Here is a 12,996-nt window from a genome sequence, read left to right as displayed (position 1 = left end):
AGGCGGGCGCGTCAGTCCAGTGCGCCCGCTCCGAGCAGTGCGCGGATGTGCGATTCGACCCGGGCGCGGATGTCGAACGGCGGACCCTGCATCCACTGCAGCTGCAGACCTTCCCAGGCTGCCAGCAGAAGATGCGCCGCAGCATCCGGATCGATGGAGTCGTCGATCCGCCCTGCCTGCTGCAGCCGGCGGATGTCTGTGGCCACGACAGCCGTGGATCGCGCCCAGCGCGCTTGGAAGAAGTCGTTCGCCGGGTGCGAGGGGTCGGCGGAGGCCCCGGCGAGCTCGTTGTAGAGGCGGGCATAGTTCGTGCGCCGCACCCCCGCTTCGGCGCGCTCGCCCATCTCGGCGATCGCGCCTGCTTCGGCCCCCCGCGCGCGGATGTTCTCCTCGTCGTGCTGTGCGAGTGCGGCGATGAACAGCGCTTCCTTGGTGGGGAAGTGGTAGAACACGGTCGCCTCGCTCGTCTCGGCGAGCTCGGCGATGTCCGACACCGACACGTTGCGGTGGCCGTGCCGGCGCACGAGATCGAGTGCGGCCCTGCTGAGTGCCTGGCGTCGTTGGTCCGACTTCGCGTACGGACCTCTCTTCTGGGCCATCAGCGTCCTTCCGATTGCTCTTGAGTGTGGCGCTCAGGCAATGTTATGCTCATCCGGCCAAAGTAATAGTCGACTCAGAATTGAGTCGAGGGAAAGGTGAAGATGCCTGCGTCGACCGTCGATCGCCGTCGCCTCGTGCGACGGCACAATCCTGTGCTGACGGCCGCGCATCCCACCGCGGCTCTCACCCTCGGCAATGGCGACGCAGCGCTGACGGTCGACATCACGGGGCTTCAGACGTTCCCCGACGCCCATGAGCTTGTTCCCGACCCTCACCGGGTCGCGGTCGCCGGAATCGACGGGCTGCCCGAGCAGCGCGTGCGGGTCTTCGACGCCGATGACTTCCAGATTCCGCTGCGCACGCAGTCGTCGTGGGGCTGGTACCGCACCAGGACGACGCGAGAGTTCGATCGTGACGAGACGGTCACCCGGTACGACACGGCGCGAGGTGCGGTTCCGTATCTCGACCGGATGGGGCTCCAGAGGGCTGGCGATGAGATCGCCGACGAGTTCGCCGCCGGTGCCTGGTTCCACTACAACCCGCGGCGTGCCCACCTCGGACGTCTGGCCCTCACACCGCCGGTCGGTCGACCCGATCGCATCGACGTCACCGCGGTGAGGGATCCGAGGACCGAACTGGATCTCTGGTCGGGTCGCGTGCACGCGCAGTTCGTGCTCGAGGGAGAGTCGGTCACCGTGACGACGGTCGCTCATCCCGAGAAGGACGTCTTCGCCGTGTCGGTCGAATCGCCACTGCTTCAGCACGGATGGGGTGTCGCGTGGATCTTCGACACTCAGCCGGACGACTTCGCGACATTCGAGCTGCCGCTGGAGGAGTCCACGCACTGGGAACGCCATACCCCCGGGCACTGGACCGCTCGCCGTCGCATCGAGACGACGGCGTATCGGGTCGACATGTCGACGAACGGTGGGCTCGCGCTCCGCGGAGCCGACGCCACCGTCGCCACATCGGACGGAGAGCGGCTCGAGGTCGTCGTCTCCCTGCATGCCGACGACTCGGTCGACGATCTGCGCCAGCCGACGTATGGTCAGGTCGCCCGTGCCGCGGAGACATGGTGGGAGGGGTACTGGTCGAGCGGCGTCGCCGTCTCCTTCGAGGGCAGCGACGACGAGCGAGCGACCGAACTCGAGCGTCGCGTCGTCCTGTCGCAGTATCTGGCCGCCGTCAACAGTGCGGGATCGACCCCGCCTGCCGAGACCGGGCTGACCTACAACACGTGGACCGGCAAGTTCCACCTCGAGATGCACTGGTGGCATGCCGCGCACTTCGCCCTGTGGGGGCGGGGGCACCTGCTCGAGCGCAGTCTCGGCTGGTACCACAGTGCGCTCGACGCCGCGCGTTCGACGGCCGACTGGCAGGGGTATCGCGGTGCCCGCTGGCCGAAGCAGACCGACCCCTCGGCGGCCGAGTCGCCGAGCAACATCGGCGTCTTCCTGGTGTGGCAGCAGCCCCACATCATCCACCTTCTCGAGCTGCTGCGGCAGGAGGGCCGGGGCTCGGAGTTCTTGCGAACGCACTACCCGCTTGTCGAGGCGACCGCGGAGTTCATGGCGGATTTCGTCGAGGAGCGGGACGGCGCCTTCCACCTGCCGCCACCGATCATCCCCGCTCAGGAGAGCTATCTCGCCGACCGCAGGACGAACGCCGACCCGACTTTCGAACTGGCGTACTGGTCATGGGCTCTCGAGGTCGCCAACGAGTGGCGCTCGCAGCTGGGGCTCGGGGTGCAGCCTGAGTGGGAGCGGGTCGCGCAGAACATGACCATGCCGACGCTTCTCGACGACGGAACGTACGCCGCGCTGCGCACTCCGCCGCATCTGATCCGCAAGGACCACCCGTCGATGCTCATGGGACTCGGATGGCTCCCGCCGACCGACATCATCGACGCCGACATCATGAGCGAGACGCTCGACGCCGTGTGGGATCGGTGGGATCTCCAGTCCAGCTGGGGGTGGGACTACCCGGTCATGGCCATGACCGCGGCTCGACTCGGCGACCTTGCGCTCGCCTTCGACGCTCTCCTGCTGCCGTCGCCCAAGAACGAGTTCCTCGCGAACGGACACAACCCGCAGATCCCCGGCTTCCTGTCGCTGTACCTGCCTGCCAACGGCGGGCTGCTCTCCGCGATCGCGCACATCGTCGGCGCGATCCGCGCCGGTGATCGCGAACCGGACGGGTGGCGGGTGACCTATGACGGTGCGCCATCGCCATCGCCATCGCCATCTCACGCGGCCGCCGCCGCAGTCTGACCTTCCCACGCACTGCATGAGAGAGAGGATGATCTTGTAAAGGGCAACCGGTTGACACTGGTCGAGACCAGCGCCGTATCGCCCCCCCGCAGCAACCGATTCTGAACCGCCAGACGGTTCATCGTTCGAAGGATTTTCAATGATGAGGACCACGCGTTACACACACTCTTCTCGCAGCCCACGCCGCCTGACGCTCGCTGCAGGCGGCATCGCCCTCGCGACGGCGCTCACGCTCTCTGGGTGCTCTTCGCCAGAGCCGGCGGAGTCCCCGGAAGAGGCAGGAGACGTCGAACTGACGTTCATGAACCAGTCGCGCGGACAGGAAGCCGCTCTCACGCAGCTCGCCGAGCAGTACTCGGAAGAGACCGGGGTCACTGTCACGATCGATTCGCCCGGACCCGCCGACTACCTGCCGAAGCTGCAGGCGCGAGCGCAGTCGAACTCGATGCCCGACATCTATTCGTCTTTCCAGGCCACCGACATGGCGCCGTTCTACAAGGCCGGTTGGGCGATGGACCTGTCGTCCGAGCTCGAGGGCGAGTGGAGCGATGACTTCAGCCCGGCGATCATCGAGATGTCGACCTTCGAGGAAGGCAACAATCTCGATGTTCCCCCGGGGATCTACACCGTGCACTGGGAGACGCAGACGTACGGCTTCCTCGTGAACCCGACGCTCACCGGCATGACGTTGGACGACGCCCCGTCGACGGTCGACGATTTCATCGAGGCGCTCGCCGATGCGGATGACGGGGCCGCCGGCTTCTCGGTCGCGGCGTCGCTGACGCCGCAGTTCCTGCAGGCGATCGCGTCCAACTGGCTCACCGACGACGAGATCGCCGCGACCTTCAACGGCGAGGAGAGCTGGGAGCAGGATGCCTGGCGAGAGGCCTTCCAGGTGCTCGTCGACATGAAGGATGCCGGCGTGATCGCCAACGACGCGCTCGTCGGGGGTCAGGACGACAACCCGAACGTGGAATCGTCGTTCTTCACCCAGGCGATGGGGTCGATCTTCGACGCGTCTCCCGGTGTCTCCGTGGGCCTTCGCACGAACCCCGAGTTCGAGGACTACTTCTCGGTGGGCATCCCGGTCGTCGACGGCGGCACCGAGGATCCCCGTTCCCCGGGCGTCCCGGGAAAGGGCGCGATCATCAACCCGAAGGGTGAGCACCCCGAAGAGGCCCTCGCGTTCGTGAAGTGGCTGACCGAGCCCGAGCAGCAGGCGGTGTTCGCCGAGGTCGGTCGCATCCTGCCGACGAACCCCGAGCTGCTCTTGAGCGGCGACGTGCCGACGCAGCTCGCGGGCTTCGCCTCGGGAGTCGAGACCGTGCAGGTCATGTCGGCGACATTCGCGACCGACGTGCGCACCGCGATCGTCGCCGAGGCTCAGCGGGTCGTGCTGGGTGAGGCGACGATCGATGAGGCTCTCGCCAACATCCAGGCCGCCCAAGACCGAGTGTCATGACGACCTCCTCTCTCCCGCTTGCTGCGCGGCGCCCCACCCGGGCGCCGCGCAGGAAGCGCTCGTTGCGCGCCAACCTGCTGGGCTGGCTGTTCCTGGCCCCCGCCATCGCGCTGATCGGCATCTTCACGATCGTCCCCTTCGGGCAGGCGATCCTCCTCAGCTTCCAGTCGTGGGACGGCGTGAGCCCCGACACTCCCTGGGTCGGATTCGCGAACTACGAGTTCATCGCAGGCGATCCCGTCTTCTGGGCGTCGATGAGGAACGTGCTGTTCTTCGGAGTGGTCGGCTTCTTCGTGGGCAACGGCGTCGCTCTGGCGATGGCGCTCGCCGTGAACCGCATCACTCGGGGCAAGACCTTCTTCCGCACAGTCTTCTACCTGCCCGGCGTGCTCTCGGTCGTCGTCGTCGGTCTGCTCTTCTCCTTCATCCTCGCGCCGGGTTCAGGCGTGCTCAATCGTGTTCTCGAGATGGTCGGTCTCGGGTCTCTGCAGCAGAACTGGCTCGGCGATCCGTCCGTCGCGCTTCCCGCGGTGGCCGCGGTCTTCGTCTGGTTCCACTGGGGGTTCGGCTTCCTGCTTTTCCTCGCGGGGCTGCAGGACGTGCCCAAAGAGCTGTATGAGGCTGCGGAGCTCGACGGCGCGAGTCCGTGGACCCAGTTCCGCTACATCACCTGGCCGCATCTCGCACCGGTCACCTCGATCGTCAGCCTGCTGACCCTGCTCGCCGCTCTGCAGATCTTCGGAACGGTGCAGGTGCTCACGAACGGGGGTCCCGGCTATCACACGATGGTTCCCACGCTGGCGATCTTCAACGAGGCGTTCGTGAACTGGCGCTACGGAAGTGCGGCCGCGATGTCCGTGGTCTTCGGTGGCGCTCTCGTGCTGCTCTCGGTTCTCCAGCTCGCCATCACCGGGCGGAGGTCCCGCGCATGACACTCATCACCCAACCGCCGGTCGAGGAGGCGGAGACCACGATCGACCAGCCCCGGCCGCGACCGCGTCGTCGCATCCGCGCCGACAGAGTGGGGCTCTACGGGCTCCTCATCATCGCGGCGCTGACAGCGCTGCTGCCTCTGCTCTGGATGCTCTCGGGGTCATTGCAGAGCCTCACCGAGTTGCTGTCGAACGACACCTTCCTGCCGGCTGACCCTCAGTGGCAGAACTACATCACCGCCTGGGTGCAGGGCGACCTCGGCACGTATCTGCGCAACAGCGTGATCTACACGGGATGCGCCGTCGCCGGCATCCTGATCGTGTCGAGCCTGGCGGGCTACGCGCTCGCGCGCCTCGACTTCGCAGGCAAGGGCGTCTTCACGTTCATCATCCTGGCGGTGATGATCATTCCGGCTCCTGCGATGTTCCTCGCGCAGTACAAGCTGCTGATCTCGCTCGGTCTGACCAACAACCCGGTGGGCTACGTCCTCATCCTGATCACATCGGGCATCCCCATGTCGACCCTCATCATGCGCAGCTTCTTCGTGAGCCAGCCTCGAGACCTGGAAGAGGCCGCGGCGTTGGACGGCGCGGGGCCCCTCCGCATCTTCTGGAGCGTGATCCTGCCGCTCGCGAAGCCAGGGCTCGCAGCCGTGGCGGTCATCCAGGGTCTCGGAGCGTGGAACGAGTACCTGATGGCGCTCGTGCTGTTCGACGACAACGCACTGATGCCCATCCAGCGAGGTCTCACCGCGTTCACGTCCGCAGAGACGCCGCAGCAGCAGATCCTGCTCGCCGCGACCACGATCTCGATCGTGCCTGTGGTGATCTTCTATCTGATGGCCCAGCGCCACATCGTGAAGGGCATCGGCGCCGGGGCGATCAAGTAGCGTCTTCGCATCATCGGTACTGCCGGGCACAGCGAGGCCCCGCACTGCACTGCAGCGCGGGGCCTCACCTGTGGAGATGCCGGTCAGATGCCCACTCCGGCGCGGAAGCGGTCGACCCCGATCTGGCCCTCGACCACGGCTGCGGTCAGCTCTTCGACACTGGTGTCCTCGCGACGCACATCGAGGATCTTCCTGCCGTGATTCATCACGATGTGCCGATCGCAGACCTTGTAGGCGTGGTGCAGGTTGTGGGTGACGAGAACCGAGCTCACGCCCTCGGTCTTGAGCTGTCGGAGGTAGTCCAGAAGAGCCTCGGTCGCACGCACGGCCAGGGCCGATGTCGGCTCGTCGAGGATGAGCAGGCTGCGCTTGAAGTGCACCGCGCGCGCGATCGCGACCGCCTGCGCCTGTCCTCCCGACAGCGACGAGACGAGCTGCTTCGAACTCTTGATGCCCTCGATCGTGACGACGGTGTCGAGGATGTTCGTCGCGATGGCATCCATCTGCTTCAGCTTCATGAAGCCGAGGGGGTTCGTGATCTCCCGACCCATGAAGATGTTGCGGGTGATCGACATCTGATCGACGAGGGCGGAGTCCTGGAAGATCGTCTCGACGCCCAGCGACTCGGTGGTCGGTCGGTTGACGGTCGGCACGGCGGTGCCGTCCCAGTAGTAGGCCCCCGAGGTCATCGGCACGACACCCGACATGATCTTCACGAGGGTCGACTTGCCTGCGCCATTGTCGCCGAGCAGGCCGACGACCTCGCCGCGGCCGATGTCGAACGAGACGTCCTTCAGCACGGTGTTCGCGCCGTACTTCTTGGTCACGCCCTCGAGACGCAGCAGGTAGTCGGAGGTCATGATGCCTTGCCTTCCATGAGCTTGTTGAAGACGGCGGCGATCACGATGATGAGGCCGACGAAGAGCTGGATGTAGAAGCCCGGTGCCTTGGCGAGGATCAGGCCGTTCTCGATGAGTCGGATCAGGGCGGCGCCGATGATCATGCCGATGACCGACCCGCGACCGCCGTTCAGAGAGGTGCCGCCGACGACGGCCGCAGCGATCGCCATGAGCGTGTAGTCATCGGTGCTGCCCGGCTGCATGGAGCCGGTGCGGACGGAGATCAGGATCGACGCGAAACCGACGAGCAGGCCGAAGACTCCGAAGGCCAGGAGACGCACGGAGTTGGGCTTGATCGAGATCGCCTTGGCCGCAGACGCGTTGCCGCCCACCGCGAAGATGTGGTTGCCGAGCTTGTGGCGATGCAGGAACGCCCACGCGGCGAGGCCGATCAGGACCAGCCAGACCAACTGCGACCGGAAGAAGCCGAAGTCGCCGGCGAACACCGTGACGAGAACGTCGTCCTTGCCGTCGACGAGGATGGCGGGAGAGGTGCCGTTGACGAAGATGCTCGCGCCCACCCAGAAGAACCCCATGCCGAGTGTGGCGATGAAGGACGGGATGCGGGTGAGCACCACGATGAGTCCGTTGATCAGGGCGATGGAGGTGGAGGTGGCGAGTCCGGCGACGATGCCCCAGCCCCAGCCGACGCTCTCGGAGACGTTGATGAAGACGATCGCGGTGAAGCCGACGTTCGCGCCGAGCGAGAGGTCGAACTCGCCGGCCACCATCAGGATGCCGGCGCCGAGGCCGAGCAGGGCGAGCACGGGGATGCTCTGCGAGATGACTCCGGACAGATTGCTCGCAGAGAGGAAGGGGAAGGCGGCGGGGGCCACCGAGCCGGCGATGATGAAGCCGACGAGCACCAGAGCGACGATCACGCCGATCTCGAGTGCGCCGCGGCCCCGGCTGTAGCGGATGCTCTCGCGGAGGGAATCGCCGAACGTCCGCGGGGTGCTGTCGCCGAGCATCCGCCCGGTGACGACGGTCTCGGTCGGGGCGGGAGCAGTCAGGACGTGCTCGCGCGGTCTTTCTGTGGGCTGAGACATCTCATGCCTTTCGGGAAGTGAGGAAGAAGGAGGCGGGGACCGCGCCCCAGGCTGCGGCCCCCGCGAGTCGGACTCTCAGAAACGGACGCCCTTGAGCTTGTCGTTCTCGAGCAGATCGACGTTGGACTCGTCGATCAGGCCGCGCCCGCCGGAGTTGATGTTGGCGGGGGAGAGGCCGAAGTCGATGTAGAGGATTCCCTGCGTGACGGACTGGAATCCCTGCACATACCCCTGCTGGTCGGCGGTCGCGATGATGTCGCCGCTCTTGATGCCCGCGACGACCTGAGGCGAGGTGTCGAAGCCGACGACCGGCACCTTCACTCCGGCCGCTTCCATCGCGGCGACGATGTTCCGGTGCGGGGTGCCGCCGAGAGGAGCGATCGCGGCGACATCCGGGTTGGCCGTGAGCCAGGCGGTCAGGGAGTTGAGCGCTTCCTCGTCGTTGCCCGAGGTGCGAAGGAATTCGCCCTTCGCGCCGACCTCGTCGAGCGAGGACTGCACGCCGCCGCCCCGGTTGATCGCGTAGGCCTGCTCGGGCTCTTCGGCGGGGAGCAGGACCTTGTCTCCGCTTCCGAGACCTGCTTCTTCGACGAGCCGTTCGCCGACGATCTCCCCGACTTCGAAGAAGTCCTGCCCCACGAAGCCCGACACGCAATCGGCGGCCGACTCGGGGGCCGGCACGTTGTAGGCGACGACGGTGATGCCCGCCTCGGCGGCGTCGCAGGCGACGCCCACCCACTTCTCGCCCTCGTTGAAGGGCATGAAGATCAGGGAGGGATCGGTGGCGATCGCCGTCTGCACGAGGTCGACCATCTTGTCGGGGTCGCCCTCGGCGGTCTGGTGCGTGAGCGTCAGATCTCCGAGTTCGGCGGCATCCTCGCCGCCCTGCAGGATCTGGGCCCAGAAGGGATCGCCCGCGGGGTTGTAGTAGGTGAAGAAGTAGGCGTTGCGGTTCTCTGCAAGAGAGCCGTAGCCGCTCTCGAGACCACTGGACGCGTCGGTCGAACCGTCGGAGGCGGCGGCGGAGCAACCCGCCAGGGCGAGGGCCGACACGGCGACGGCGACGAGTGCCATCCCGGTGCGGGAGCTGTGTGTGAGTGTCACGACGTCGTGATCCTTTCTTGCGCCGGCGGGTTCCGGCTACCGTCATTGGTGCGCTGAGCGTATCCAGCACCTGGCAAGAAGTCAATAGAATGTTCTGACATTCGGACCTATAGGGTGGTCCAGTGAAGATCTCGATGAATTCCACCGCTTCTTTCCACGGCACCACCCTGCGAGACATCGCCGTCGCGAAGTCGGCGGGGTTCGATGCGGTGGAGCTGCAGACGCCGAAGCTGTTCCGGTTCCTCGACGTCGGCTTCACGGCGCGCGACCTCGTGGGTCCGCTCGACGGATTCGCCGTCTCGGGAGTGGGAGCGATCCAGGAGGCACCTCACGACCGGTTCGTCCGCGATGCCACCCGGCTGGCCGAGGTTGCGGAGGTGGTAGGCGCTCCCTTCGTGCAGATGTGCACGGGGCCGGTCGATGTGCAGGTCGTCAAGGACTTCCGTGCGGGGACGTTGACGCCCGGCGACCTGCGCTATCGCGGCTCGCTCGGCCTGACGGACGCCGAGTCGCTCGCCGAGACGGCGCGCCGGGTCGCGCTCGCCGCAGACATCGCAGCCGATCACGGGGTGGGCTTGTATCTGGAGCCGTTGGCGTGGTCGCCGATCAATCGCGTGGCGCAGGCGCTCGAGATCTTCGAGCGGATCGACCGCGCGAACGTGAGGCTGTGCGTGGACTTCTGGCACTTCTGGGCTTCGGGAGACGAGCCGGAGGACGTCGCCGCGCTGCCTGCCGATCTGATCGCGGCCGTCCACGTCTGCGACGGCCTGCATGTGCCCGCGGGGGAGATCCCCGATCAGGGCGTCTCTCGCAACGTATGGACCGGAGCGGGCGACATCCCGTTGCAGGAGTGGGTGGACGCTGTCCGCTCCACCGGGTACGACAGCTGGTACTGCTCGGAGATCTTCTGCGACAAGGTCGCGGAGCTCGACGACGAGCTCGTCGCCTCGACGCTGCGCAACACCATCAGCATGCTGCTGCGGTGAGGGCGAGCAGGTCGCGCTACTTGGCGACCAGCGTGGTCTCGAAGCTGTAGAGGTCGGGTCGGTAGATGTGCACCCCGAACTCGATCGCTCGGCCGGCGCCGTCGAACGAGGTGCGCTCCATCTGCAGCACGGGCCCGTCACGATCGATGTCGAGCAGCTTGCCCTCATCGTCGTGAGCCCGTCGAGCGCCGATCCGCTGCTTCGCGACGCGGATCGTCACGCCTCGACTGCGCAGAATCTGGTACAGGCCCTGATCCTCCAGCTGCTCCCGGGTGATCTCGGCGATATCGGCGGGGAACCAGTTCTCGAGGATCGCCACGGGGCTGCCGTCGGAGGTGCGACGGCGGCGGATGTGCAGCACCTCGGCACCCACGGGGACGCTGAGGTGCTCGGCGACGTTCTCGGGGGCGGGGGAGAGCTCGTGCAGCAGCACCGTCGTTCCGGGGTTGTGCTTCGTGCTCTGCAGATCGTCGAAGAGACTGGTCAGCTCGACCTGGCGGGTCACCTGTCCTTGCACCACCTGCGTGCCGATTCCGCGGCGACGTACGAGGAGGCCCCGATCCACGAGCTCCTGGATCGCTCGCCTGACGGTCGGGCGAGAGAGTCCCAGGCGCTCACCGATCGCGATCTCGTTCTCGAGGCGCGCACCCGGCGGGATCTCGCCTGATCGGATCGCCGCCTCGAGCCTGCTCGACACCTGGAAGTACAGGGGAATCGGCCCTGTGCGATCCAGATCGTGGAACAGGTGGTCCGGCCATACGCCGTCCGTCGTCGCCATCTCGTGGTCTCCCTCGTTTGTCGCGACAATATTACCTCCCGCCGACTTTGTCACCTCAGAGCGTGAGAGCCGCGAGTGCGGACCCCTTGCAAGAATCGACCCTTGTGTTATTGTTAAGACATATCCCGTCCATCGCGATCAGGAAAGTTGTACACAGGAGTATGACCGGAGAAAAGACCTTCGACGTCGTCGCCCTCGGGCGCCTCGGCGTCGACATCTACCCCCTCGAAAGTGGCGTCGGTCTCGAGGACGTATCGACGTTCGGCAAGTACCTCGGCGGAAGCGCGGCGAACGTCGCCGTGGCTGCCGCTCGTTACGGTCGGGCCGTGCAGCTCGTCTCCCGGACGGGCGACGACCCCTTCGGCCGCTACCTGCATCGGGAGCTCACGAGGCTCGGCGTGGACGACTCCGCCGTCGCAGTCGATCCGGATCTGAAGACGCCCATCACCTTCTGCGAGATCTTCCCTCCCGATGACTTCCCGCTGTACTTCTACCGCGAGCCGAAGGCACCGGACCTCAACATCACGTCCGACCAGCTCGATGCGGGCGCCATCCGTGCAGCCGGCGTCCTCTGGGCGACGGTGACCGGTCTTTCGCAGGAGCCCAGCCGCCAGACGCACTTCGATGCCTGGGCGATGCGTGGTCGCGCAGATCACACAGTCCTCGATCTCGACTACCGGCCCATGTTCTGGGCCGACCCGAGTGAGGCGACCGCTCAGGTGGGTCGCGCTCTCGAGCACGTGACCGTGGCCGTCGGCAATCGCGAGGAGTGCGAGGTCGCCGTCGGCGAGACCGAGCCCCTCCGAGCCGCGGATGCTCTGCTGGAGCGCGGTGTGCGCCTGGCCATCGTCAAGCAGGGACCGAAGGGCGTGCTCGCCAAGACGGCCGACGAGACGGTCGAGGTGCCGCCCCACTTCGTGGACGTCGTCAACGGCCTCGGCGCCGGCGACGCGTTCGGCGGCGCCCTGTGTCACGGGCTCCTCTCAGGCTGGGGTCTAGAGGAGATCCTCCGATTCGCCAACGTCGCCGGCGCGATCGTCGCCTCGCGACTTGAATGCTCGACCGCCATGCCCACCGCGTCCGAGGTGCAGCAACTACTCGAAGGAGCCCGAGGATGACCGGCATCACCCTCTCGGCAGACGACTTCTCCCGTCTCCGTGACCTGCGCGCATCTGCGCCGCACGAGATCGCGACGCGACTGCGCAACCGCCGCCGCCGCGACCTGCTCGGGGTCGACGGGAAGCTGTTCATCGTCGCAGCCGACCACCCCGCCCGCGGCGCTCTCGCCGTGGGCTCCGACCCCATGGCCATGGCCGATCGGTACGACCTGCTCGATCGGCTCGCGACGGCATTGAAGCGCCCGGGCGTCGACGGCGTGCTCGGCACCCCGGACATCATCGACGACCTGGCCGCCCTCGGGCTGCTCGACGACAAGATCGTCGTCGGGTCGATGAACCGAGGCGGCCTGCGGGGCGCGACCTTCGAGATGGACGACCGGTACGGTGCCTACACGGTCGAGGAGCTCGCAGCGATCGGCGCAGATTTCGCGAAGACCCTGATCCGGATCAATCTCGACGATGCAGGAACCGCACCCACGCTGCAGGCGACGGCCGATGCTGTCACCGCCGCCGCGAGAGCTCGGCTGCCGATCATGCTCGAGCCGTTCCTCAGCCGCTGGAAGGACGGCCACATCGTCAACGATCTCTCGACGGATGCCGTCATCGCCTCGATCGCCATCGCGGCCGGCCTCGGCGCGTCGTCTGCGTACACGTGGATGAAGCTCCCGGTCGTCGAGGACATGGAGCGGGTGATGGCGGCGACCACCATGCCGACGCTGCTTCTCGGCGGCGACTCCGGCGCCGATCCCGACCAGACGTTCGCCGCGTGGGAGGACGCTCTCACCCTTCCCGGCGTGCGCGGGCTCACCGTCGGCCGCACGCTCCTCTATCCCCCTGATGGTGACGTCGCCTCAGCGGTCGATGCCGCAGCCGGGCTCGTCCGCGGCGCCGCCGCCTCCATCCGCTGA

Annotated in this window: 12 protein-coding genes; 7 read left to right on the top strand and 5 right to left on the bottom strand. The window is 66.7% G+C overall.

Translation table 11 applies throughout. The features are described from left to right. Positions 1–11: 11 nt before the first annotated feature. Entirely contained in the window at positions 12–599 is a 588-nt protein-coding gene (locus ASF63_RS13445) for a TetR/AcrR family transcriptional regulator (protein ID WP_056514771.1), read from the bottom strand. A 102-nt stretch (positions 600–701) separates the two neighbouring features. On the opposite strand from ASF63_RS13445, the gene ASF63_RS13440 reads away from it, so the two are divergent. From ASF63_RS13440 to ASF63_RS13425, 4 genes are all read left to right on the top strand, one after another. Then, positions 702–2,870, top strand: coding sequence for a hypothetical protein (locus ASF63_RS13440; protein ID WP_157534335.1), 2,169 nt, complete (start codon positions 702–704; stop codon positions 2,868–2,870). Positions 2,871–3,171: 301 nt separating this feature from the next. Beyond that, positions 3,172–4,332 carry an ABC transporter substrate-binding protein gene (locus tag ASF63_RS13435; RefSeq protein WP_056514766.1) on the top strand — a complete coding sequence of 387 codons (1,161 nt, stop codon included), beginning with the start codon at positions 3,172–3,174 and terminating at the stop codon, positions 4,330–4,332. After that, positions 4,329–5,264, top strand: coding sequence for a carbohydrate ABC transporter permease (locus tag ASF63_RS13430; protein ID WP_082478134.1), 936 nt, complete (start codon positions 4,329–4,331; stop codon positions 5,262–5,264). The genes ASF63_RS13435 and ASF63_RS13430 overlap by 4 nt, the downstream gene beginning before the upstream one ends. Beyond that, positions 5,261–6,154: a carbohydrate ABC transporter permease gene (locus ASF63_RS13425; RefSeq protein ID WP_056514761.1), complete on the top strand. Its 894-nt coding sequence runs from the start codon at positions 5,261–5,263 to the stop codon at positions 6,152–6,154. The genes ASF63_RS13430 and ASF63_RS13425 overlap by 4 nt, the downstream gene beginning before the upstream one ends. A gap of 83 nt (positions 6,155–6,237) precedes the next feature. Here the strand turns inward: ASF63_RS13425 and ASF63_RS13420 are convergent, their stop codons facing one another. The 3 genes from ASF63_RS13420 to ASF63_RS13410 all read right to left on the bottom strand — a co-directional run bounded on the left by ASF63_RS13420 (position 6,238) and on the right by ASF63_RS13410 (position 9,206). Next, entirely contained in the window at positions 6,238–7,014 is a 777-nt protein-coding gene (locus ASF63_RS13420) for an ATP-binding cassette domain-containing protein (RefSeq protein ID WP_056514757.1), read from the bottom strand. After that, complete coding sequence (locus ASF63_RS13415; RefSeq protein WP_056514755.1) at positions 7,011–8,102, bottom strand: ABC transporter permease; 1,092 nt, start codon at positions 8,100–8,102, stop codon at positions 7,011–7,013. The genes ASF63_RS13420 and ASF63_RS13415 overlap by 4 nt, the downstream gene beginning before the upstream one ends. A gap of 75 nt (positions 8,103–8,177) precedes the next feature. After that, positions 8,178–9,206, bottom strand: a complete 1,029-nt coding sequence (locus ASF63_RS13410) for a substrate-binding domain-containing protein (RefSeq protein WP_157534334.1) — start codon at positions 9,204–9,206, stop codon at positions 8,178–8,180. 134 nt (positions 9,207–9,340) lie between these two features. On the opposite strand from ASF63_RS13410, the gene ASF63_RS13405 reads away from it, so the two are divergent. Continuing rightward, complete coding sequence (locus ASF63_RS13405) at positions 9,341–10,192, top strand: sugar phosphate isomerase/epimerase family protein (RefSeq protein ID WP_235560791.1); 852 nt, start codon at positions 9,341–9,343, stop codon at positions 10,190–10,192. A 16-nt stretch (positions 10,193–10,208) separates the two neighbouring features. On the opposite strand, the gene ASF63_RS13400 is transcribed toward ASF63_RS13405, so the two are convergent. After that, positions 10,209–10,970, bottom strand: a complete 762-nt coding sequence (locus ASF63_RS13400; RefSeq protein ID WP_056514745.1) for a GntR family transcriptional regulator — start codon at positions 10,968–10,970, stop codon at positions 10,209–10,211. Between the two features lie 161 nt (positions 10,971–11,131). On the opposite strand from ASF63_RS13400, the gene iolC reads away from it, so the two are divergent. Then, a complete protein-coding gene (iolC, locus tag ASF63_RS13395) occupies positions 11,132–12,088 on the top strand; it encodes a 5-dehydro-2-deoxygluconokinase (RefSeq protein ID WP_056514742.1) in 957 nt (318 codons plus the stop codon). Then, a complete protein-coding gene (locus ASF63_RS13390) occupies positions 12,085–12,996 on the top strand; it encodes a hypothetical protein (protein ID WP_056514740.1) in 912 nt (303 codons plus the stop codon). The genes iolC and ASF63_RS13390 overlap by 4 nt, the downstream gene beginning before the upstream one ends.

Origin of the sequence: Microbacterium sp. Leaf320 (genome assembly GCF_001423485.1) — a bacterium.
GTDB lineage: Bacteria > Actinomycetota > Actinomycetes > Actinomycetales > Microbacteriaceae > Microbacterium.
The sequence above is the reverse complement of the archived record's forward strand: the minus strand, read 5'-3'. Positions and strand labels throughout refer to the sequence as shown.